20 protein-coding genes and 2 pseudogenes are annotated in these 22,619 nt (G+C 66.0%); 10 read left to right on the forward strand and 12 right to left on the reverse strand.

What is annotated here, in order from left to right; genetic code table 11:
* Positions 1–259 precede the first annotated feature (259 nt).
* The 4 genes from hsaB to hsaA are packed head-to-tail and all read right to left on the reverse strand — an operon-like array spanning position 260 to position 3,799.
* Positions 260–823, reverse strand: coding sequence for a 3-hydroxy-9,10-secoandrosta-1,3,5(10)-triene-9,17-dione monooxygenase reductase subunit (hsaB, locus tag EET13_RS25910; RefSeq protein WP_122444937.1), 564 nt, complete (start codon positions 821–823; stop codon positions 260–262).
* Positions 824–837: 14 nt separating this feature from the next.
* Positions 838–1,740, reverse strand: coding sequence for an iron-dependent extradiol dioxygenase HsaC (gene hsaC / locus EET13_RS25915; RefSeq protein WP_122444938.1), 903 nt, complete (start codon positions 1,738–1,740; stop codon positions 838–840).
* Entirely contained in the window at positions 1,737–2,615 is an 879-nt protein-coding gene (gene hsaD / locus EET13_RS25920) for a 4,5:9,10-diseco-3-hydroxy-5,9,17-trioxoandrosta-1(10),2-diene-4-oate hydrolase (RefSeq protein ID WP_122444939.1), read from the reverse strand. Before hsaD ends, hsaC begins: the two co-directional genes overlap by 4 nt.
* The gene (gene hsaA / locus EET13_RS25925) at positions 2,615–3,799 is read right to left on the reverse strand and encodes a 3-hydroxy-9,10-secoandrosta-1,3,5(10)-triene-9,17-dione monooxygenase oxygenase subunit (protein WP_122444940.1); all 1,185 of its coding nucleotides are present in this window, start codon (positions 3,797–3,799) and stop codon (positions 2,615–2,617) included. The genes hsaD and hsaA overlap by 1 nt, the downstream gene beginning before the upstream one ends.
* Before the next feature lie 189 nt (positions 3,800–3,988).
* Between hsaA and EET13_RS25930 the strand changes: the two genes are divergently transcribed.
* The 3 genes and pseudogenes from EET13_RS25930 to EET13_RS32020 all read left to right on the forward strand — a co-directional run.
* Positions 3,989–5,074 (forward strand): ferredoxin--NADP reductase, encoded by a 1,086-nt coding sequence (locus EET13_RS25930; RefSeq protein WP_122444941.1) that lies wholly within the window; start codon positions 3,989–3,991, stop codon positions 5,072–5,074.
* Positions 5,075–5,113: 39 nt separating this feature from the next.
* Positions 5,114–5,656 (forward strand): hypothetical protein, encoded by a 543-nt coding sequence (locus EET13_RS25935; RefSeq protein ID WP_122444942.1) that lies wholly within the window; start codon positions 5,114–5,116, stop codon positions 5,654–5,656.
* Positions 5,657–5,784: 128 nt separating this feature from the next.
* Positions 5,785–6,137 (forward strand): annotated as a pseudogene (locus EET13_RS32020) (cytochrome P450); the annotation flags it as partial.
* A gap of 212 nt (positions 6,138–6,349) precedes the next feature.
* Here the strand turns inward: EET13_RS32020 and EET13_RS25945 are convergent.
* The 3 genes from EET13_RS25945 to EET13_RS25955 all read right to left on the reverse strand — a co-directional run bounded on the left by EET13_RS25945 (position 6,350) and on the right by EET13_RS25955 (position 9,580).
* Entirely contained in the window at positions 6,350–7,567 is a 1,218-nt protein-coding gene (locus tag EET13_RS25945) for a cytochrome P450 (RefSeq protein ID WP_122444943.1), read from the reverse strand.
* Positions 7,564–8,019: a 2,4'-dihydroxyacetophenone dioxygenase family protein gene (locus tag EET13_RS25950; RefSeq protein ID WP_122498462.1), complete on the reverse strand. Its 456-nt coding sequence runs from the start codon at positions 8,017–8,019 to the stop codon at positions 7,564–7,566. Before EET13_RS25950 ends, EET13_RS25945 begins: the two co-directional genes overlap by 4 nt.
* Before the next feature lie 70 nt (positions 8,020–8,089).
* Positions 8,090–9,580 carry an NADP-dependent isocitrate dehydrogenase gene (locus EET13_RS25955; RefSeq protein ID WP_122444944.1) on the reverse strand — a complete coding sequence of 497 codons (1,491 nt, stop codon included), beginning with the start codon at positions 9,578–9,580 and terminating at the stop codon, positions 8,090–8,092.
* A 162-nt stretch (positions 9,581–9,742) separates the two neighbouring features.
* Between EET13_RS25955 and EET13_RS25960 the strand changes: the two genes are divergently transcribed.
* Both EET13_RS25960 and EET13_RS25965 read left to right on the forward strand, forming a co-directional pair.
* Complete coding sequence (locus tag EET13_RS25960; protein WP_122444945.1) at positions 9,743–10,351, forward strand: TetR/AcrR family transcriptional regulator; 609 nt, start codon at positions 9,743–9,745, stop codon at positions 10,349–10,351.
* Complete coding sequence (locus EET13_RS25965) at positions 10,348–11,193, forward strand: phytanoyl-CoA dioxygenase family protein (RefSeq protein WP_122444946.1); 846 nt, start codon at positions 10,348–10,350, stop codon at positions 11,191–11,193. The genes EET13_RS25960 and EET13_RS25965 overlap by 4 nt, the downstream gene beginning before the upstream one ends.
* A gap of 108 nt (positions 11,194–11,301) precedes the next feature.
* Here the strand turns inward: EET13_RS25965 and EET13_RS25970 are convergent, their stop codons facing one another.
* From EET13_RS25970 to EET13_RS25985, 4 genes are all read right to left on the reverse strand, one after another.
* Positions 11,302–11,877 carry a fasciclin domain-containing protein gene (locus tag EET13_RS25970; protein WP_425294050.1) on the reverse strand — a complete coding sequence of 192 codons (576 nt, stop codon included), beginning with the start codon at positions 11,875–11,877 and terminating at the stop codon, positions 11,302–11,304.
* A gap of 103 nt (positions 11,878–11,980) precedes the next feature.
* Entirely contained in the window at positions 11,981–13,735 is a 1,755-nt protein-coding gene (locus EET13_RS25975) for a cytochrome c biogenesis protein DipZ (protein WP_122444948.1), read from the reverse strand.
* A gap of 92 nt (positions 13,736–13,827) precedes the next feature.
* Entirely contained in the window at positions 13,828–14,364 is a 537-nt protein-coding gene (locus EET13_RS25980) for a fasciclin domain-containing protein (protein ID WP_425294274.1), read from the reverse strand.
* Positions 14,365–14,626: 262 nt separating this feature from the next.
* Positions 14,627–16,768: an acyl-CoA dehydrogenase family protein gene (locus EET13_RS25985; RefSeq protein ID WP_122444950.1), complete on the reverse strand. Its 2,142-nt coding sequence runs from the start codon at positions 16,766–16,768 to the stop codon at positions 14,627–14,629.
* Between the two features lie 280 nt (positions 16,769–17,048).
* Here EET13_RS25985 and kstR point away from each other — a divergent pair, with 280 nt between their 5' ends.
* On the forward strand, positions 17,049–17,648 hold the full coding sequence (kstR, locus tag EET13_RS25990; protein WP_168990892.1) for a cholesterol catabolism transcriptional regulator KstR: 600 nt from the start codon (positions 17,049–17,051) through the stop codon (positions 17,646–17,648).
* A 2-nt stretch (positions 17,649–17,650) separates the two neighbouring features.
* On the opposite strand, the gene EET13_RS25995 is transcribed toward kstR, so the two are convergent.
* A complete protein-coding gene (locus EET13_RS25995) occupies positions 17,651–18,736 on the reverse strand; it encodes an Rv3575c family transcriptional regulator (protein ID WP_122444952.1) in 1,086 nt (361 codons plus the stop codon).
* Between the two features lie 164 nt (positions 18,737–18,900).
* Here EET13_RS25995 and EET13_RS26000 point away from each other — a divergent pair.
* The 4 genes and pseudogenes from EET13_RS26000 (at position 18,901) to EET13_RS26015 (ending at position 22,599) form a co-directional block, all read left to right on the forward strand.
* Positions 18,901–19,611, forward strand: a pseudogene (locus tag EET13_RS26000) (sensor domain-containing protein).
* A 51-nt stretch (positions 19,612–19,662) separates the two neighbouring features.
* Entirely contained in the window at positions 19,663–20,421 is a 759-nt protein-coding gene (locus EET13_RS26005; protein ID WP_122444953.1) for a LamB/YcsF family protein, read from the forward strand.
* Positions 20,421–21,341 (forward strand): MBL fold metallo-hydrolase, encoded by a 921-nt coding sequence (locus EET13_RS26010; RefSeq protein ID WP_122444954.1) that lies wholly within the window; start codon positions 20,421–20,423, stop codon positions 21,339–21,341. Before EET13_RS26005 ends, EET13_RS26010 begins: the two co-directional genes overlap by 1 nt.
* A gap of 13 nt (positions 21,342–21,354) precedes the next feature.
* Positions 21,355–22,599 carry an SLC13 family permease gene (locus tag EET13_RS26015; protein ID WP_122444955.1) on the forward strand — a complete coding sequence of 415 codons (1,245 nt, stop codon included), beginning with the start codon at positions 21,355–21,357 and terminating at the stop codon, positions 22,597–22,599.
* Positions 22,600–22,619 lie beyond the last annotated feature (20 nt).

Raw genomic sequence — 22,619 nt, forward strand, 5'->3', positions numbered from 1 at the left:
ACGCACCCGTTTACAACCGCGCGCAGCCGGGACGGCGGACGGCAATCGAACGGCGGCGGGAATCGCTTTGTTGTCCAACCATTTTGACGCTGCAACGCCAATGGCCGTGGTGACCTCGATCCGACACCGAGGCTACAGTTACCCGACCAACTAGTCAAGTTAGGTTGACATACTGATCGTGGTGCGAAGTGCCGGCTCATTGGCAACAGTTGCCCCGGGCGCACTGCCAGGCAGAAGCTCCACCACGGGGAACTTCGACTTAGAGCCAGGTGTCCTGGGTGGTGGCGGTGAGGAACGCCTCCAGGTCGTCTCGCCACTGTGCCGGCGTGGTCTTGTCCGGCTCGATGCCGGTGTAGTCGCCACGGTAGAACAGCAGTGGTCGCGGTTTGATCTTCGGGACTTCCGACAGAGAACTGACCGAGCCGAACACGACGAAGTGATCCCCGCCGTCGTGTACCGAGGCAACGGTGCAGTCGATGTACGCCAGCGACCCGTCGATGATCGGTGACCCGAGTTCTGAAGGATGCCAATCGATCCCGGTGAACTTGTCGGGCTCCTTCGAGCCGAAGCGAGCCGACACATGCTTCTGCTTCTCGGTCAGCACGTTGACACAGAACCGGCCGCTGGCCTCGATGGCCTTCCAGGACCGCGACACCTTGGTCGGACAGAACAACACCAGCGGCGGCTCCAAAGACAGGGCCGCAAACGACTGGCAAGCGAAGCCGACCGGCACGTCGTCGTGCACGGTGGTGATGATGGTGATGCCGGTGCAGAACTGGCCCAGCACGTTGCGGAACGTGCGCGGATCAATCGGCGCGGACATGGTTGGCCCCCGAATCAGCCGGTGATACCGACCGTGAAGTCGTGCCCCCACAAACTGACCGCGGTGCTCTCTCGGGATATCCAGTCATCGTCGTCGACTTGCCTTCCCTCACAACCGAATTCGACGTCGAAACCGCCGGGAGTCTTCATATAGAACGACAGCATCAGGTCGTTGACATGCCGGCCCAACGTCGCCGACATGGGCACCTTGCGGCGCAGCGCCCGGTCCAGGCACAGACCCACGTCGTCGGAGTTCTCCACCTCCACCATCAGGTGCACGATTCCAGACGGCGTCGGCAACGGAAGAAAGGCCAGCGAATGGTGGCGGGGGTTGCAGCCGAAGAAGCGCAGCCAGGCCGGCGGTCCGTCGGCGGGCCGGCCAACCACCTGCGGCGGCAGCCGCATCGAGTCACGCAGTTTGAAGCCGAGCACGTCGCGGTAGAAGTGCAGCGCCTCCGCATCGTCACGGGTGGTCAGCACCACATGACCCAAACCCTGCTCGCCGGTGACGAACTTGTGCCCGTAGGGACTGACGACCCGGCGGTGCTCCAGCGCGGCACCGTGGAACACCGCCAGCGGGTTGCCCGAGGGATCGGAGAACAAGATCATCTCGTCGACCCGCCGATCCGCCAATTCGGCGGCGGTTGCCTCCTTGTACGGTGTGCCCTCCACGTCGAGGCGATTGCGGATCTCTTGCAGCCCTTCGGCATTCGCGCATTCCCAACCCGCCTCCGCCAGCCGGTCGCGCTCGCCGGGCACGATCACCAGCCGGGCGGGAAAGTCGTCCATCCGCAAATACAGCGCCCCCTCGACGCTGCCTTTGCCTTCGACCATGCCAAGCACTTTGAGACCGTACTCGCGCCAGGCGGCCATGTCGGTGGCCTCGATGCGCAGATAGCCCAGTGACCGAATGCTCACTTGGCACCTCCCAGGAAATCGATCGTCAGCTTGTTGAACTCGTCGAACTTCTCCACCTGAGCCCAATGACCACACTGCCCGAACACGTGCAGCTGCGCACGGGGAATGGTCTTCAGCGCAACCAGCGCACCGTCGAGCGGGTTGACCCGATCCTCCCGGCCCCAGATCAGCAGCACCGGCTGGCGCAGCCGATACACCTCGCGCCACATCATGCCGAGCTCAAAGTCTGCCCCGGAGAACGACTTTCCCATTGCTCGCGTTGCCGCCAATGACTCCGGCGTGCTGGCCAGTTCGAAACGCTGGTCCACCAGCTCGGGAGTGATCAGCGTCTGGTCGTAGACCATGACCCGCAGGAAGGCCTCGAGGTTTTCCCGGGTGGGTTCGACCGAGAACTTGCCCAGCCGCTTCACCCCCTCGGTTGGGTCGGGCGCGAACAGGTTGATGCTCAACCCGCCCGGCCCCATGAGCACCAAGCGTCCGGCCCGGTCGGGATAGTCCAGCGCGAACCGCACCGCGGTGCCACCGCCGAGCGAATTGCCGACCAGCGGAACCCGACCCAGCCCAAGGTGGTCGAATAACCCCTTGAGCGCGGTGGCGGCATAGCGGTTGAACTGCCCGTGCTCGGCCCGCTTGTCGGAGTGGCCGTATCCAGGCTGATCGACGGCCAGCACGTGAAAATGCTGCGCCAGCACCGCGATATTGCGGGCGAAGTTGGTCCAGCTGGACGCACCGGGCCCACCGCCGTGCAACAGCACTACCGCCTGGTCGTTGCCCAACCCGGCCTCGTGGTAGTGCAGCTTCAGCGGTCCGTCCACGTCGACTTCGGCGAAGCGCGACGTGGATTCGAAGGTGATCTCCTCGGTCGGCGCTGTCATCACACCATGGTGTCGCCGGGCGGTAACCCGAACTCGTGGTTCCCGAAGATCACATACGCCCGCTCCGGATCGTTGGCCGCATGCACCCGCCCGGCGTGCGCGTCGCGCCAGAAGCGTTGAATCGGAGCGTCGTTGGACAATGCGGTGGCACCGGACGCCTCGAACAGCCGGTCGATCGAAGCGATCGAGCGGCCGGTGGCGCGCACCTGGTCACGGCGGGCCCGGGCCCGCAGCTCGAACGGGATCTCCTTGCCGGCGGACAACAATGCGAACTCGTCGCCGACATTGCCGATCAGCTGACGCCACGCGGCGTCGATGTCGCTGGCCGCCTCCGCGATGCGGACCTTGGCGAACGGGTCGTCCTTGGCCTTCTCTCCGGCGAAGGCGGCGCGCACCCGCTTGCCCTGGTGCTCCACGTGCGCGGCGTAGGCCCCGTAGGCCATGCCCACAATGGGCGCCGAGATTGTCGTGGGATGCATTGTGCCCCAAGGCATTTTGTATACCGGCGCGGTGTTGGTCTGCAGTCCGCCGGCGGTGTGGTCGTTCATCGCCTTGTAGGACAGGAACCGATGTCGCGGCACGAACACGTCCTTGACCACCAGGGTGTTGCTGCCGGTTCCCTTGAGGCCGACCACGTACCACACGTCGTTGATTTCGTATTCGGTGCGTGGGATCAAGAAGCTGCCGAAATCGACCGGCCGGCCGTCCTTGATAACCGGGCCGCCGACGAACGTCCAGGTGGCATGGTCACACCCCGACGACCAGTTCCAAGACCCGTTGACCAGGTAGCCGCCGTCGACCACCACACCGGCGCCCATCGGGGCGTACGACGACGAGATCCGCACGCTGGGGTCCTGCCCCCAGACCTCTTCCTGGGCCTGTTGGTCGAACTGCGCCAGATGCCAGTTGTGCACGCCGATGATCGAACTCACCCAGCCCGTGGAACCGCACGCGCTGGCCAGGCGGCGGGTGGCCTCGAAGAACAACGTGGGGTCGCATTGCAGCCCGCCCCACTGCTGGGGTTGTAAGAGGGTGAAAAAGCCAATTTCCTCCAGCGCCGTGACGGTCTCGTCGGGCAACCGGCGCAGCTCTTCGGTCGCCTGAGCGCGCTCCCGGATTTGCGGAAGCAGATCATCGATGGCAGCCAAAACCGCCTGCGCATCACGCTGTTGAATGGACGTCACTTACGTTTGCCTCCTGGGAGCGCGGCCTGTTCGACGACCGGATTGGACGACCGACAATGAACTTAAAGCAAGACTAGAACACGTTCCGATTTGTGTCGAGCAGGGTATTCCTGCGGCTGGTAGCGAGGCGAAGCCAGGTTTCTATAACATGTTCTAGTTAGGTATCGAGAGGCGACAGGGAGGCGGGGTTTGACCGAGGCAGTCCCTGACGAACCGCTCGGCAGCCACGTCCTGCAGCTGCAAATCGCCGAAGTCGTCGCCGAAACCGATGCGGCGCGCTCGCTGGTGTTCGCGGTGCCCGACGGGCCGGACGATCCGCAGATCCCGGCGGAGCGACTGCGCTACGCACCCGGCCAGTTCCTGACCCTGCGCGTGCCCAGCGACCGTACCGGCTCGGTGGCCCGCTGCTACTCGCTGTGCAGCTCGCCGTTCACCGACGACGCGCTCACCGTCACGGTTAAGCGGACCGCCGACGGATACGCGTCGAACTGGCTGTGCGACCATGCGCACCCGGGCATGCGGGTGCACGTGCTGGCGCCGTCGGGCAACTTCGTGCCCAAGACACTCGACGACGACTTCCTGCTGCTGGCCGCCGGTAGCGGGATCACGCCGATCATGTCGATCTGCAAGTCGGCGCTGGCGCAAGGCAGCGGCCAGGTGACACTGGTCTATGCCAACCGTGACGACCGTTCGGTGATCTTCGGAGACGCGCTGCGCGAGCTGGCGGCCAAGTATCCGGACCGGCTCGCGGTGGTGCACTGGCTCGAGTCGCTGCAGGGGCTGCCGAGCGCCACCACGCTGGCGAAGCTGGCCGCCCCCTACACCGCGCGGCAGGTCTTCATCTGTGGACCGGGGCCGTTCATGGACGCCGCGCGTGAGGCCCTGCAAACGCTGAAAGTTCCTGCCCCACAGGTGCATATCGAAGTGTTCAAGTCGCTGGATTCCGATCCGTTCGCAGCGGTGAAACTAGCGGATGGCGGCGGCGACGACACTGCGCCGCCGGCAACCGCGGTGGTGGAACTCGACGGTGAAACCCACACGGTGTCCTGGCCGCGCAACGCCAAGCTGCTCGACGTGCTGTTGGCCGCCGGCCTGGACGCGCCGTTCTCCTGCCGCGAGGGCCACTGCGGCGCCTGCGCCTGCACTTTGCGCGGCGGCAAGGTCAGCATGGAAGTCAACGACGTGCTGGAGCAGCAGGACCTCGACGACGGGCTGATTTTGGCCTGTCAATCTCATCCGGAATCTGATTCGGTAGAAGTGACCTACGACGAGTAGTCGCGGGGGCTAGGTTTCGTCCGGGCGGAAGGATGCGAGATGAAGCGGCTGGTATCGGGTGCTCCGATGGTCGCGGTGATCGCCGGGCTGCTGCTGGCCGCCGCGCCCGCCCCGTATTCGCAGGCGGCCAGCAACACCGCCACCACCCTGTTCCCGATCGACGATGCGACGCAGCTCGAGACGCATACCTTCGTCAATTGCCACCCGAACGGCAGCTGTGATTTTGTCGCCGGCGCCGACTTGCGCACCCCCGGCGGCGTCACCGGGTTCCCGTCCGATCTGTGGGCCCGCCAAACCACCGAGATCCGGCCGACGAACCGGCTGACCTACCTCGACGCCCACGCCACCGGCCAGTTCGAGCGGGTGATGAAGGCGGGCGGCTCGGACGTGATCACCACCGTCTACTTCGGCGAAGGCCCGCCGGACAAGTATCAGACGACCGGCGTCATCGACTCGACCAGCTGGTCGACCGGCCAGCCAAGTACCAACGCGGGCGTCATCGTGTGCACGCACATCCAGGTCGTCTACTCCGGAGTCAACCTCACCTCGCCCAGCACCTGCGCGCAGACGAATTTCTCGTAGCGTTGTCGCCGGCCGCCGCAACGCATGAGAAGCAGCGGCGCGGCGTCAGATTTTCATGCTGCGTTGAGCGCGACGAACTCGCAGTCCACTGCACACTGGGCGCAGATTGGACGCCCTGATTGCAGACTCAGCCCAACTTGAGCCGCATCCTTGGGCACGGGCCGGTGTTTGCGCTTGACGGCGAGGACCACCGGCGGCCTCGCCGGCTGTTGACCCCGCCGTTTCGCGGCAAGAGCATCAAGGCCTACGAGCGGATGACCGAAGCAGAAACCCTTCGAGAGATCGCCGGCTGGCGACAGGCCCGAGGGTCAAAGCTTGGCCGACCTTGCCATCGATGATGCAGATCACGCTCAACGCCATACTGCGAGCCGTCTTCGGCGCCGGCGACGAAGAACTCGACGAGTTGCGGCCGCTGCTGCCGCCGTGGGTCAGGCTGGGCTCACGGCTCGCCACGCTGCCCGCGCCGAAGCGGACCTATGGTCCCCGTCCCGACGCACTGGCGGCGCTGGCCGCAGCAGCCGACACCAATGACAACGCGCTGCGGCAGGCGGTGATCGCCGAGGTGCAAGGCACCAGACCCTGCGAGCCGGGAGAAAGGTGGCACGCGCGTGGCGTTGCGCACACCCCAAGCAGGGCGGTCGAATCGTGGCGCACCGACGTCACCACTGACGCGCGCACTCCGCCACGTTGCGCTCACGCGGTCAACCGGATTGGCAGCCGCTTGAGTGAGTTGTTCAGGTTCGAGCGAATTCGCGCCGGCACGCCACTGAGCTCAATGTGCCGAAAGGTTGCCAACAGTTCCTCGAAAAACACCCGTCCCTCGAGCCTGGCCAGGTGCGCGCCCAGGCAGAAGTGGGCCCCCATCCCGAAGGAGAGGTGTGGATTCGGGTGACGGTGGATGTCGAAAACCTGCGGATCGTCGAAGACGGTCTCGTCCCGGTTGGCGGCGGTGTAGTACATCGCCACCTTGTCGCCTGCTCTGATATGGGTTCCGGAGAGTTCGGTGTCAACCAGGGCGGTGCGACGAAAATAGTGCAGCGGATTGTCATAACGAACGATCTCTTCGACCGCGCGTGGCAGCAGCGACGGGTCGGCCCGCAGCTCGGCCAACTGATCCGGATGGCGCAGCAGGGTCAAGAGCCCGGACGAGAGCATGCCCTTGGTGGTGTCGTTGCCCGCAGTGACCAGTTGGACGAAGAAGCCGCCGAAATCAGGGTCACTCATCGGCTGGCCACCGAAGTCCGCGTTCAAGATCGCGCTGGTCAGGTCCTCGGCCGGATCGCCGTGGCGGCGATCCGCGGCTAGCTCGATCGCGTACGCAGCCATCTCGGCCCCGGCGGCGCCGTCACCGTAGTTCGGCCCGGCCAGCTCCGGATCCTGACTCGAGGTGATGCGCTCGGCCAGCTTTTGCAGTGAGCACCAGTCTTGCCGGGGCAGGCCGAAGAACTCGCCGATTACGTGCGTGGGTAGCGGGGCGGCCACCTCGTGGACGAACTCGACCTCACCTTGTTCACAAGCCTCGGTCATGATCGTTCGACAGATATCCCGAACTCGCTGCTCGAGACTGGCGATCGTGCGGGGGCGAAAGTGGTGTGACAGTGGGGCGCGGTACGCGTTGTGTCGGGGCGGGTCCATTGCCGCCAGCATGTTGCGCATCCGGGCTAGCGTCTCGGGCGCCAGATCCTCGATGACGATGCCACCTTCGGTTGCGGAATAGATCTCGGGATGTTGTGCGACACGGACCACATCGGCATGACGCAGTACCGCCCAGAACCCGGGCTCACCCTCCATCGGCTGCCAGTGCACCGGATCGGTGCGTCGCAGCACCGTCAGCGCATCGTGTGGGACACCGTCGGCGAACGTGTCGGGGTCGGCCAGATCGACCGAGCCCGGGTTAGTCGCGGCGCTCATCCTAGGAGGACATGTGGGCGGGACAGCCCCGCAGCCTCACACAGCGCGAGGTAGGTCGCCAGGGCGCTGGCTGCGTCGAAGACGCTTTCGACGTTGCCGTCGGCGTCGAGGTTCAGGTTGGCCCCGTAGATCTGGAACCACACGTGGGTGTCGTCCTCGAGGACCTGCAGCGTATGGACCGACCCGGCCGGTTCGTACAGGAACGAGCCCGCGCGGTTGACGTAGCTGTACTCCTTGTACCTCCAGGCTCCGGACGTCGTGTACGCATACACTGGCCCGGTGTGCTTGTGCCGCTGCACCTCGTAGCCGGCCCGGAAGACGTTCTCCACGATCCAGAGGCCCTCGGCCTCCTTCACCTGGATCACCTTCAGCTGGGAGCCATCGCCGATGTCGACGAAGGGCAGCTCGTCGGCGCCGATATGAACGGCCCTGGGGAGATCAATGGTCGTCACCTGAAACCAACCTTTCTGGTTGTGCACCCGGGATATATAGAGACCCAAACTTGGCTTACTGCAGGTATTTTCATTGCCCCTGACCTAGCGAGTAGGCGGGCTGGCCGTCGAACCGGTACAAACCCTCGGTCTTGATGACGTCGAATCCGTCGCGATACAGCCGGTGCAGCAGCTGCAGGATGTGACTGGGCGCGGCTGTTCCAGGGCGCGGAGCCTGAAATCGGGCCCGCCAGTGGTCGGTGCAGAAGGTCTCCGGGAAGCCGGCGGGCCACACCTTGACACCGCGGTTGGTGATCATCTGCAACTGCAACCAGCCGTCTGCGGCCGAACAGTGCAAGGCGGCGGCCAGGTGATCGGGACGCGTTTGCGGGGCGTCCAAGAACACGTCGACACCGTCGAGCGTCTTCTTGGCGCGCGTCGCCGGGCGCGCTGGCGCAATCGGCGAGCGGGGCAGGGCCGGGTAGTCCACTGCGGCCAGCTGCCGCGGGCGGTGGCCCAGGTGCGCGAGCACCGCCTTGGCGAAGTCACGGGTGCCCAACGGCGTGCGCCCGGCGGAGACGATGTCGTAGGTGGCCGCCCCTGCCTCGAGCGCTGCGAGCCAAGCGTTGTGGACCCGGGCGGCCACATCGCCCTGGCCGATGTGCACCAACATCATCACCGCACCGAGCAACAGCCCTGAGGGATTGGCTACGTCGTGACCGGCTCGACGCGGCGCCGACCCATGAATGGCCTCGAACATGGCAACGTTGTCGCCGATATTGGCCGATCCAGCCATGCCCACCGAACCGGCAATCTGGGCCGCGACATCGGAAAGGATGTCGCCGTAGAGATTAGGCACCACGAGGACGTCAAAACTTTCCGGAGTGTCGGACAGCTTCGCGGCGCCGATGTCGACAATCCAGTGTTCCGAGGCGATTTCGGGGTAGTCGGCGGCGACTTCGTCGAACACCTGGTGAAACAGCCCGTCGGTCATCTTCATGATGTTGTCCTTGGTCAGACAGGTGACCTTGGATCTGCCGTGCCGGCGGGCGTATTCGAAGGCGTAGCGGCAGATCCGCTCACAACCTGGCCGGCTGATGAGCTTGAGGCATTGGGTTACCTCGTCGGTCTGACGGTGCTCGATCCCGGCGTAGAGGTCTTCTTCGTTCTCCCGCACGATTACCACGTCCATGCCGGGGTGGCGGGTTGGCACAAACGGCGCATACGCCACGCAGGGACGTACGTTGGCATAGAGGCCCAGGGTTTTGCGGACCGTCACGTTGAGTGACTTGAACCCGCCGCCCTGAGGCGTGGTGATCGGCGCCTTCAGGAAAACCTTTGTCCGGCGCAGTGATTCCCACGCTTGCGGATCGATTCCGGAGGTGTGGCCACGCAGGTACACCGCTTCCCCGATCTGCACCTCCTCGATGTCCAATTGGGCCCCGGCGCCGGAGAGGATGTCCAGCGTCGCCCGCATGATCTCGGGCCCGATGCCGTCTCCGTGGGCCACCGTGACAGGTACCGCAGTCGGTGTGGTGGGCACGTGACCTGAGTCGTCGGGTACGCGGCATCCGGTAGTCATGGTGCAGGTCTCCCGGTCGGCAGGCTGTAGGAAACATATAACACGTATTGAATAACACGTAATATACTTCGTGAATCGTAGGTTGGCAAGAGCGGGCTCGGTCGCGCAACTCGGCAGGGCGGCGCTCTATGAATTGAGTTGAACTCAACTTATGCTGAGGGTGTGCCCAGCAGAACGACATCGCGGTCATCCACCACGCAGCGCGTGTTGCTCGATGCCGCGGTGGCGGAGTGGGCCGAAACTGGTGAGCTGGAGGTTGCTGCCGTCGCGCGCAGGGCCGGAGTCAGCACCGGCCTGCCCTACCGGTATTTCCGCACCCGTTCCGGATTGCTGATCGCGCTGGTTGAGGACTTCTATCGTCGTCTGGGCGAGGCGGCAACGCTGCGCAACTACGACGCGCCGACGTGGGCGGACCGTGAGCGGCAGCGTATCCGCGACTGGCTGGAATTTCTCTACGACGAGCCGCTGGCGCCGCTGGTATTGGGCGGGCCGTTGGGCGACGGGCCCGTGGTGGCCGAAAATACCCGTTCAGTACGGCAATTGGCCGATGTCGCGGCGCGCAACATCATGCACGCTCAGCGTCTCGGTGAGCTGCCGGGGGATCGAGATCCACACATGCTGTCGGTAGCCACGTTGTCAGGTGTCCATGCGATGAGCGTGCTGGCGCTCAGCCGAAACCCTCGCCCGCCCGCCGCCGAGGTTTGCGAACAAGTGTGGCTATTCGTGGCCGGCGCTGTCGGCCTTGCCATTCACGAAAGTCAGGGATCATGAGCACCAAGCATGACATTTCAACGCTGGACGACTTGACCGGTGACCTGGCCGGCCGCTACCGGTGGACGCCCAGCTCGGGTGCATCTGTTGCTGACGAGGTGGTCGAAGCCGATCTGGCAGCGCTGACCCGTGACGGCTATGTCATCTGGGAAAACCTGTTGAGCCACAATGAATGTCAGCGAATCCGGGACGCGGTGGCCCCCATGCTCAACCACAATGGGCGCAATTCCTTCGAGGGCCAGCTCACACAGCGGCTGTACAGCGTGCTGACCAAGACCCGGGTATGCGACCGGTTGGTCGATCATCCACGGGCCTTGGCTGTTCTCGACCGGCTGCTGATGCCCAACTACCTGCTCTCTGCGATACAGGTGATCAACATCTGGCCGGGCGAATCCAGCCAACTGTTGCACTACGACGATGCCTTCTACCCGATCCCCCGGCCCCGTCCCGCCCTTGGCGCCGCCACGATCTGGGCTATCGACGATTTCACCGCCGACAACGGCGCCACAGTGGTGATTCCCGCAAGCCATCGCTGGGGTGACCGGCAGCCGACTCCCGACGACGCACCCAGGTCCGTGATCATGCCCGCCGGCTCGTGCGTCTTCTTCCTAGGCACCCTGTGGCATGGCGGCGGCGCCAACACTAGCGAGACATCCCGCCTGGCAGTCACCGCACAATACTGCCAACCCTGGCTGCGGCCGCTCGAGGCGTTCAGCCTGTCGGTGCCGACCGAGATCGTCAAAGTGGTGTCTGCGGACATTCAGCGCATGCTGGGCTACAGCATCCACCCGCCGTTCGTCGGGGCGGTCGATGGCCGGCATCCGCTTCGGCTGCTCGAGTGATGCAGCAACCCAGAACGCCGAAATTGCCGCCACGGCTGGGATATTCGACAGCATTCGACGTTTTCACAGCCACGGCGGCAATCTGGGCGGGTTGCTGAGTACGGGCAGCTACGCCGGTGGCATCAAGACGGTGTCGATCAGGTACACCGTCGCGTTCGCGGTCGGTACCCCGCCACACACCACACCCGCGTTGTTGACCCGCAGGTTGTTGCCCTGTCCGGTCACGTTCACGTTGGCTCCCTGCAGGGTCTTGTGGGAGCCGACGACCTTGGCGGGGCTGAGCTGGCCCTGCACCACGTGGTAGGTCAGGATGCGGTTCAACAGGTTTGAATCGGTCTTGAGCTGGTCGATGGTCGACGCCGGCAGCTTGCCGAAGGCGGCATCAGTCGGCGCGAACACGGTGTACTGACCGTTGTTGAGCGTGTCGACCAGGTTGACCTGCGGGTTGAGCTGGCCGGACACCGCCGAGGTCAATGTGGTGAGCATCGGGTTGTTGGATGCCGCTACCGCCACCGGAACCTGCGACATCCCCTCCACCGATGCCGGGCCACTGGGGTTGGCGGCCGCGTAATCCGCGCATCCCGGCCCGACCAGATCGGCGGCCGCCGCAGTCGGCGAAGCGGCCACGGCCAGGCTCACGACCGCCGCCGCAACCAAACCTGCTGCTGCAATTGGACTTTTCATCACTATCGGCTCCTTCGGTTCTTTCGACGGCGGTGCGCCATCTGTTCATGCCGGACATTGGTGATTCGGAGCGGTGGCCGTCTTGGATTGCCGATGATCGAAATCAGCCGTAGGTGAAGGAGTACACCCGCAGCCCTTTTCCGGGCCGCACCTCCAACGTGCCGCTCTCGACGCGGTCGCCGGCGACAATCTGGTGCGATGTCGGGGGTCCGCTGATCGGTATCGTGGTGGTCTGGCCATTCCGGGTCACTGCGAGGGTTCCGGTTCCGCCGGCCACGACGTAGACGTTCTTGGCGTGGTAGTTGAGTTTGATACTGGACTCTTCGTTTTCGGCCGTCGCCGCCTGGTAGTCCAGCGACCATGGCCCGCGCAGCGCGAAACTGTCCGCGGCCAGGTTTGGCGGGTAGTCGAATGTCGCCGAGCCTTCGTCATACTGACCGCCGCCGCCGTAGTTGACCACCTTGCCCACCCCGAAGTACGTCTCGGGAGTGGTTTGCTGTTGCGGCGTAAGGTCGGTCGCGTCCACCGGCGCCGGGAGGTTGACCCCGGGGTGGGCGGTGGCGAGCAATTGCCTGATCATGTTCTCCGTGACGTTGTAGTCCCCTTCGCCGAACTTGATGTGTCGCACCGCGCCGGTGGCGTCGATCAGATACTCCGCGGGCCAGTATCGGTTGCGGTAGTTGGTCCACGTGGAGTAGCTGTTATCCAGCGCAATGGGGTATGTGATGCCAAGGTCGGCGGCCCCCTTGGCCACGTTGCCGGGCACCTTCTCGAAGGCGTACTCCGGTGTGTGAATCCCGATGACCTCGAACCCCTTGTCTTTATAGGCGTTGTACCAGCCGACGACGTGTGGGATGGCCCGTTGGCAGTTGATGCACGAGTAGGCCCAGAAGTCGACCAGGACCACTTTGCCGCGTAGCGAACCCAGGTCGAGGGGTTGGCCGCCGGGCGTATTCAGCCATTCCACGATTCCCTTGAGATCTGGCGCGCTGCCGCAGTTTTCGAGTTGCGTGGCGCCGTTGCTGCAATTCGACAACTGCGCGTTCTGGTCGTTGACGATGCCGCCGAGGTTGAGCTTTTCCCGGATCTGCTGATCGCCGCCGAGCCTGTCCTGCAACGAACTGGTGTAGTCGGGAATGGCGCGCTGCAGTATCGCGGGCAGGTTGAACACCAGCGCCACCGCGAGCAGGATCGTCACAATCCCAGCGGCGAACCGGATTTCACGCTGACGACGCCGAAAGGCGCTCACCCGCTCGGCTACCCGCTGGCCGGCCAACGCGAAGAACAGCAGCGGCAGTGCCGCGCCGGCCGCGAATGCCAGCGTGAGAACGACGGTGCCGACACCGATCTGAGCTGTGGCCCCTGCTACTACGATCGCGGCCAGCACGGGTCCCGCGCAGGGAACGTACAGCACGCCCAGCGCCAGACCCAGACCGAAGCCGTTGCTGCGGTTGCCGACCTGCCGTTGCGGAATCCTCGAGAACGGTCGTTCCAGCAGCTGCTCGAACGCGGGAAACATCAGGCCCAGCCCGATCGCGGCCAGGGCAACCAACGCGACCCAGCGAATCGCGTCCTGCGGCAGATGCAGCAGCGACAGCAACGCCGAGCCGGTCAAGGTGACCACACTGAAGCTGAACACCAGGCCGCCGATCACCCGGTATGGGCGCAGGGTCTCCGAAAGCCCGCGCCGCGGTTTCGTCGCCACAGCGCCGTCGCCACCAGACTCGTTGCGCGAGGCCAACTCTGGATCGCCGCGTTGCGCGCCCGCGAAGAAGATCACCGGCAGGACCGGCAGAATGCACGGCGATATGCCGGTGATGAGGCCCCCGACAAAGCCAATCAGCGCGAGTGTCAACATGCTTGGTATTCGGTGCCGACCGGCTACCGGATTGGCCGGGCACCCAACGAAGAAAGCCCGGCCGCAGCCGGGCTTTCCCGCTTCCGCAGAGGCTACTGGCTCGGCGGCATCAAGACGGTGTCGATCATGTACACGGTCGCGTTGGCGGTGTGAACGCCCCCGCATACCAGTCCGGCACCGTTGACCTTGAGGTCGTTGCCCTGGCCGGTCACGGTCACGTTAGCCCCTTGCAGGGTCTTGTGGGTGCCGTCGATCTTGCGCGGGCTCGCCTGACCTTGCACCACGTGATAGGTCAGGATGCTGCTCAGCAGCGCTGAGTCCGTCTTGAGCTGATCGATCGTGGCCGCGGGCAGCTTGTCGAAGGCCGCGTTGGTGGGCGCGAACACCGTGTACTGGCCGCTGTTGAGGGTGTCGACCAGGTTCACGTTCGGATTCAGCTTGCCCGACAGAGCCGACGTCAGCGTCGTCAACATCGGGTTGTTCGACGCCGCCGTCGCCACCGGATCCTGCGCCATCCCGGCTACCGAACCGGGACCACTGGGATTCTGCTTGGCATATTCCGAGCAGCCCGTACCGATGAGGTCAGCCGCCGGATCGGCCATCCCCGTGGTCGAGGCGGGCGCTGCCATGCTGCTCGACGCGGTAGTGCCCGTCGACTGGCCAGTGGCCGATTTGTTGTTCGAACAAGCCGAGAAACCCCCGATAGCGATCGCCGCGAGGCTCGTCGCCGCGACTGTCCTGGCCCAACCATTCATCATGTTCGTTTCGACTCCTTTGTCACCAGACGGCCGTGTGCCGCTCCTGTCGGACATAAGCCATTCGGAGACACGGCCGCCCCGGACGGGTGCGATGGGTGCGAATCCGCGAACCAGCCGCGACGGCGACGGGTGCTTAACGCGGCAGGCCAAGCAGCCGCTCGGCGGCCAGCGTGAGCAGTATCTGCTCGGTTCCGCCGGCGATGGTGAGGCACCGGGTGTTGAGGAATTCGTATACCGCGTGGTTGTCCACCAGGCCGCCCCCCTCGGAGAGCTCCATCATGAATTCGGCCAGCGCCTGGCGGTAGCGGACCCCGATGAGTTTGCGCACGCTGGATTGCGCGCCCGGGTCCTGTCCACCGACGGCCAGTTGGGCGATGCGCTGATCCAGCAGCGCACCACTTTGGGCGACGATGATCAACCTCGCCAACCGATCCTGCTGGGCGACGTCGGGCTCCGACCTTCCCAGCACCTCGAGCAGCTTCTCCATGGGGTTTCCCAGCGCGGTACCGCTGGCCATCGCCACCCGCTCGTTGGCCAGCGTGGTGCGCGCCAGCCGCCAGCCGTCGTTGACCGCACCGACCACCATCTCGTCGGGCACGAACACGTTGTCCAGAAAGACCTCGTTGAACAGCGCGTCGCCGGTGATTTCCCGCAGCGGCCGGATCTCGACACCGGGCGACGTCATGTCCACCAGGAAGTAGGTGATGCCCTTGTGCTTCGGCGCGTCCGGATCGGTTCTGGCCAGACACACGCCCCACTTGGCCAAATGCGCCTTCGACGTCCACACCTTCTGCCCGCTGAGCAGCCACCCCCCTTCCGTACGCACCGCTTTGGTGCGCAACGATGCCAGATCGGAGCCGGCGCCCGGTTCGGAAAACAGCTGGCACCAAAGGAACTCGCCACGCAGGGTGCCCGGGACGAAACGCTCGATCTGTTCGGGCGTGCCGTGCTCGAGAATGGTCGGCGCTGCCCACCAGCCGATCACCAGGTCCGGCCTGATCACGCCCGCCGCGCTCAGTTCCTGATCGATCAGCAACTGCTCGGCGGCGGATGCGCCGCGTCCGTACGGCGGCGGCCAATGCGGCGCCAACAAGCCGGCATCGGCCAGGGCAACCTGGCGCTTCTCCTGCGGCAGCGCCGCGACGCTGGCGACCGCGGCCGCGATCTCGGGACGCAGCTCTTCGACCCCGGCCAGGTCGACGGTCAGCCGGCGGCGAACGCCGTCGCGGGTCAGCGCGGCAATGCGGCGCAGCCAGGGCTCGGCACCGCCGAGCAGCCGGCCGATGCCGTGTGCCCGGCGCAGGTACAGGTGCGCATCGTGCTCCCAGGTGCACCCGATGCCGCCGAGCACCTGGATGCAGTCCTTGACATTGGCCTTGGCGGCGGCGATACCAAGACCGGCGGCAACGGCGGCCGCGATGGCGAATTGGCGGTCGTCGGGGTCCCCAACTTCCCCGGCGGCCCGCGCTGCGTCGGCAGCGGCCACCTCGGCCTGCTCGGCGCGGCACAGCATTTCCGCACACAGGTGCTTGACCGCCTGGAAGCTGCCGATCGGCTTGCCGAATTGCTCACGAACCTTGGCATAGGCCACGGCGGTATCCAGCGCCCACCGGGTCACTCCGGCGGCCTCGGCGGCCAGCAGGGTGGCCGCCAGGTTCTCGATGCGCCCCCGGGAGTCCGCGATCACGATGGCCGGCACCGACGTCAGCACCACTTTCGCCAGCGGCCGCGAGAAGTCGGCGGCCCGCAACGGCTCGGTCTGCACGCCCTCAGCGGTGGCATCGACCAGCAGCCACCGCCCGCCGGCCGGCATCAGCAACACCGCATCGACGGTGGCTCCAAGCACCCACGGAAGGGTCCCCGACGCTGTTTGCGTCTGGGCGTCGAATTGCACGTCGCCCTCGAGTGCCAGCCCGGCGACGCGTTCGCCGGCGACCAGGCCGGCCAGCAATTCGGGATCCGGCACCACCAGGCCGGCCAGCGCGGTGGTCACCACCGGGCCCGGCACCATAGCCTTGCCCGTCTCCGCAACCATGGCGCACAGGTCTTCGAACGTGCCGCCGGCGCCGCCGCGATCCTCCGGCACGGCAACGCCGAACATTCCCAATTCGGCCAGGCCCGCGAACACCGGCCGCCAGGCGTCGGGGCTGCCTTGTTCTACGGCTTCCATGGCACGCGCCGCCGCTGTCGCAGCTTCTCCGGAGGCCGAAGTGCGGGCCCAGTCACGCACCAACTCGCGAGCCGCGAGTTGTTCGTCGGTGACGATCGTTACCACGTTCAGCCCTCCCCGTCGTCAAATTCACCTGGCCGGAAACGTCGAGGGACATTCAAAGCCACTAGAACGTGTTCTAATAGTGACAATGATCAACCGTCAAGTCGACAGCTATTAGGCCAGTACACGACGTTGTCCCGGCGACCTGGAGGTGGGAAATTCACGCACAGCATGCGTATCGTTTGCCGGCGACTCGCCCGGGAAAGGAGTTGCGCGCCACATGTCTCCAGCGAACACAAGTCCGGGCCGCACTTCTGACACGCAACCGCGAGAGGTCATGAACGTGGCGGTATTGGCTGAGTCCGAGTTGGGTTCGGAGGCACAGCGCGAGCGTCGCAAGCGCATTCTCGATGCGACCATGGCCATCGCCTCGAAAGGCGGTTACGAGGCGGTGCAGATGCGCGCCGTGGCCGATCGGGCCGATGTCGCCGTCGGCACGCTGTACCGCTATTTCCCGTCGAAGGTGCATCTGCTGGTGTCGGCACTGGGCCGCGAATTCAGCCGGATCGACGCCAAGACCGACCGCTCCGCGCTGACCGGCGGTACTCCATACCAGCGGCTCAGTTTCATGGTCGGCAAGCTCAATCGAGCGATGCAGCGCAATCCCCTGCTGACCGAGGCGATGACACGCGCCTACGTCTTTGCCGATGCATCGGCGGCCAGCGAGGTCGACCAGGTGGAAAAGCTCATCGATTCCATGTTCGCCCGCGCCATGGCCGACGGTGAGCCGACCGAGGATCAATACCACATCGCACGGGTGATCTCAGATGTGTGGTTGTCCAATCTGCTTGCGTGGCTGACCCGTCGCGCGTCGGCCACCGACGTGAGCAAGCGGCTGGATCTGGCCGTGCGGCTATTGCTCGGCGGTCAGGAGAGCGCCTAAGCCTAAGCCCAAGCGGGGGGTCCGCAGGTGCGGCCCCGGATCAGCTCGGTATCGAGCAGCTCGACGACGGGCAGACCCGACCGCGGCGGCCGCTGCAGCAGTTCACCGGCACGTCTGCCTTTCTGCAGACTCGGCTGAGACACCGTGGTGAGCCCGCGGCTGATCGCTTCCGGCACGCCGTCGAACCCGGTGACCGTCATCTGGCCCGGCACGTAAATCCCATGTCCGCGAAGGTAATCCATGGCCGACAGCGCCAAGATGTCGGCGGTGCACATCAGCGCGGTGATCCGCGGGTTGGCCGTCAGCGCCACCTTGGCGGCAGCACCGCCCGACGTCGGCAGGTGTTCGTCGCTTTCCACCACGGTCAGCGAATCCGGGTCGGCGCCGGCGGCCGTCATCGCATCCCAGACGCCAACGATGCGCTCGCGTTGCACGTCGAAGGCCGGCGACTGCAGCCGCTCCGCGTCGACCAGGCCCTGGCGGCGGTCGTGGCCCAGCCGCATGGTCAGCAGCCCGATGTCGCGGTGCCCCAACCCGAGCACGTGGTCGGCGATCTTGCGCATCGCCGCCCGGTCGTCGATGCCGACCCGGGATACTCCGGGAAGGTCCTTCGGCTGGTCGACCACCACAACCGGCAACCGCCGCTGCAGAACCACCTGCAGGTAAGGGTCGTCGTCGCAAGCCGAATACACCACGAAGCCGTCGACCCCGGCGCTGAGCACGGCGGTAGTGCCATCCTCCAGGCTGCGGCTGGCCCCGACCGCGACCAGTAGCAGGCCCTGACCCAGCTCCTCGCACGATTGCGCCACTCCTGCCACGAAATCCCGCGCTGCCGGGTCGGAGAAGAAGTAGGTCAACGGCTCGGCCATCACCAAGCCGACGGCTCCGGCTTTGCGGGTCCGCAGCGATCGCGCCACCGGGTCGGGTCCGGCATAACCCATCCGTTTAGCCGTGGCCAGCACCCGGTCACGCAGTTCGGTGGAAAGCTGATCCGGCCGGTTGAACGCATTGGAAATGGTGGTGCGCGACACCTTGAGCTCAGCAGCCAGTGACGCCAGAGTCGCCCGCCGGCGAGGTGAGGGGCCCACGTTCGGTGAGGCTACAGCGGGTCCGTCGGCCCGGCCACGCGACAGTTGCGCCGCCTGCTCGCGCGGCCTCGGCACCCTGGCGTTTATGCTGGTCGCGGACGGTCCGCGGCGGTGGGCACGGCGCCGGATCGGCCACAGTCAGGCGTCGCAACGGGGAGCAGACAGTGCGCCAACAGATGGCCGCGCTTGCCGGGATGGCGGGCGCCTGCATGTTCGTCGCGGGGTGTACCAGCACCGTCGAGGGAAAGGCGGTGGCGGCCGACACGTCGGGACCGATCCAGACTCCGATATTGGTGAGCGCGCTTGACGGGCTGCTGCTCGACGTGAGCCAGGTCAGCAGCGAGCTGGGCGCGACATCGATGACGGTGTGGTACCGGGCCAGGGCCATGTAGGACTGGTGCAAGAACGTCGCCGACCGGGATTGCCTCGCGGTGGACGGTCCGGCGCAGGACACGGTGTATGCCGGCAGCGGTTGGACCGCGGTGCGCGGCCAGCGGCTCGACGACAGCGTCGACGATTCGAAGAATCGCCAGCATTACGCCATTCAGGCGATCGTCGCGTTCCCGACCGCCCACGATGCCTCGGCGTTCTACACCACGTCGGTGCAGAGCTGGAAAAACTGTTCGAACCGCCGGTTCGACGACGTCGCTCCCGACGAACCCACCACTGTCTGGACCGTCACCGACGTCGTCACCGAAAACGGCACGCTCAGCACCTCACAACTGCAGGAAGGCGGCGACGGCTGGAACTGTCAGCGCGCGCTGACCGTGCGCAACAACGTCGCCGTCGACGTGGCGACGTACGCCTACAGTCAAAAGGGTTCGGCGGCAGTCCACATCGCCGAGCAGATTGCGGCCAGGGCCGCCAGACACTGACGGGGTCTTGTCGGCCACCTGGTCGCCGGCATCCCGCAATAAGCTAAGGACGTGGTTTCCATCGACCTCAACGCCGACCTCGGCGAAGGATTCGGCGCGTGGCAGCTGGGTGACGACGACGCCATGCTCGCAATCGTCACCAGCGCCAACGTCGCGTGCGGCTTCCATGCCGGAGACCCGGCCGGGCTGCTGCGGGTCTGCCGGTCGGCGGCAGAACGCGGCGTGCGGATCGGCGCCCAAGTCGGCTACCGCGACCTGTCGGGGTTCGGCAGGCGCTTCATCGACGTCGACCCCGAGGATCTGCTTGCCGAGGTCGTGTATCAGATCGGCGCGCTGCAGGCCATCGCACAGGCCAGTGGCTCAGCGGTTTCCTACGTCAAACCCCATGGCGCACTGTACAACACGATCGTCACCCACCGCGAGCAGGCGGCCGCCGTGGCTGCGGCGGTGCGGATGGTCGACCCGGCGCTGCCGGTGCTGGGTATGACGGGATCGGTGTTTTTCAACGAGGCCACCCGCCTCGGCCTGCGCACGGTTGCCGAGGCGTTCGCCGATCGCGCGTATACGCCTGGCGGACAGCTACTTTCACGCCGCCAACCCGGCGCGGTATTGGACGACGTCGCGGCGATCGCCGAGCGCGCGTTGACTATGGTGGCTACCGGCGCAGTCACCGCGGTCGACGGCACACCCGTCCCCATCACCGTGGAATCGCTGTGCGTGCACGGTGATTCACCGGGGGCGGTACAGATTGCAACAGCCGTACGAGACCGGTTGGCGGCCGCGGGCACCGAGATCAAGGCGTTCTGCTGATGCGGCTGAAACTCGGTCGCCCCGACCTGGCCTGCTATGCTCGCCGGTTCACTGTGCCTGCGGCCCAACCGGATTCGCCGGTATCAGTGCTGTGGATGGGTGTGAGCACGCTGCTGCTCGACGACGGCTCCTCAGCGCTGCTGACCGACGGCTTCTTCTCCCGGCCCAGCCTGGCGCAGGTGGCCGCGGCCAAAGTAGCACCGTCGCCGGCACGGGTAGACGGCTGCCTGGCCCGGGCCAAGGTGTCGCGGCTTGCGGCCGTCATCCCGGTGCACACCCACATCGACCACGCGATGGACTCCGCGCTGGTAGCCGAGCGCACCGGCGCGCACCTGGTCGGCGGTGAGTCGGCGGCCAATGTCGGACGCGGCCACGGGTTGCCCGAGGACCGGCTGGTGGTCGCCGTCCCCGGGCAGCCGATCGAGTTGGGCTCCTACGAAGTGACCTTGGTGGAGTCGCAGCACTGCCCGCCCGACCGATTTCCCGGGGTGATCGGCGCACCGGTGGTGCCGCCGGTGCGGGCATCGGCCTATCGCTGCGGTGAAGCGTGGTCCACGCTGGTACACCACCGGCCGTCGGGCCAGCGGCTGTTGATCCAGGGCAGCGCCGGTTTCATCAAGGGTGCCCTGGACGGGTACCGGGCCGATGTCGTCTACCTCGGTGTCGGCCAGCTGGGCCTGCAGCCGCGGTCCTATCTGGTCGACTACTGGGCCGAGGTGGTGCGCGCGGTCGGCGCCCGCCGAGTGATCCTGGTTCACTGGGACGACTTCTTCCGCCCACTGTCAAAACCCTTGCGCGCCATACCGTATGCGGCCGACGACCTGGACGTGTCCGTCCGGGTCCTCGACGAGCTGGGCGCAGCGGACGGCATCGCGGTGCAGATGCCGACGGTGTGGCGGCGCGAGGACCCTTGGCAGTGAAGAGCTTTGCGCGTTGACTCTCGTCGTTGCGCTGTTGCTGCTTGCTGTCGTCCTGGGTTTCGCGGTCGCCCGTCCGCGCGGTTGGCCCGAGGCGCTGGCGGCAGTTCCCGCGGCCGTCATCCTGATCGGGATCGGCGCGATTTCACCACAGCAGGCGGCCGCCCAGGTTGCCGGGCTGGCACGGGTGGCCGCATTCCTGGGCGCCGTGCTGGTACTGGCCAAGCTGTGCGACGACGAGGGCCTGTTCGAGGCCGCCGGAGCGGCGATGGCGCGAACCAGCGCCGGATCGCACGGGCTGCTGCGGCACGTGTTCGTCATCGCCGCCGTCATCACCGCGGTGCTCAGCCTGGATGCCACCGTGGTGTTGCTGACCCCGGTGGTGCTGGCAGTCGTACGGCGGCTGCGGCCTCCGGTGCGCCCCTACGCCTACGCCACCGCACACCTGGCCAATGCCGCGTCGCTGCTGCTGCCGGTGTCGAACCTGACCAATCTGCTGGCCTACCACGTCGCCGGGATCCCGTTCATCAAGTTCACGCTGGTGATGGGGCTACCGTGGCTGGCCGCGGTCACGGCGGTCTACGCGGTGTTTCGGTGGTTCTTCGCCCGGGACCTGCGCGTTGCGCCGGACCCCGAGCTACTCGGGCCGCCGCCGCGGCCGCCGGTATTCGTGTTGGTGGTCGTGGCGCTGACCCTGGCCGGGTTCGTGATCGCCGAGGCGGCGGCGGTGGCGCCGGCGTGGGCCGCGTTGGCCGGCGTCTCGCTGTTGGCGCTGCGCAGCCTCCGCCGTGGGCACACGTCGGTGCCGGAGATCGTGCGTTCGGCGAACGTCGCGTTCCTGGTCTTCGTGCTGGCGCTGGGGGTCGTGGTGCAGGCCGTCATGCTCAACGGAGTCGGTACCGCCATGTCGGCGGTGTTGCCGTCCGGTTCGGGGCTGCCGGCGCTGCTCGGTATCGCCGCAGTGGCAGCCGCGCTGGCCAACCTGGTCAACAACCTTCCGGCGACGCTGGTGTTGCTGCCGCTGGTGGCGGCCAGCGGACCGGTCGCGGTGCTGGCCGTGTTGATCGGGGTCAACATCGGTCCCAACCTGACCTACGTCGGTTCGCTGTCCAACTTGTTGTGGCGGCGAGTGCTGCGCCGCCACAACGTCGCGGCCGACGTCGGCGAGTACACCCGCCTCGGGCTGTGCACGGTGCCCGCCGCGCTGCTGGCGGCGGTGCTTGCGTTGTGGGCGAGCGCGCAGCTACTGGGTGTCCGATGAATTGTGCTGCCGAACCCGCC

The organism is Mycobacterium attenuatum (genome assembly GCF_900566085.1).
Lineage (GTDB): Bacteria > Actinomycetota > Actinomycetes > Mycobacteriales > Mycobacteriaceae > Mycobacterium > Mycobacterium attenuatum.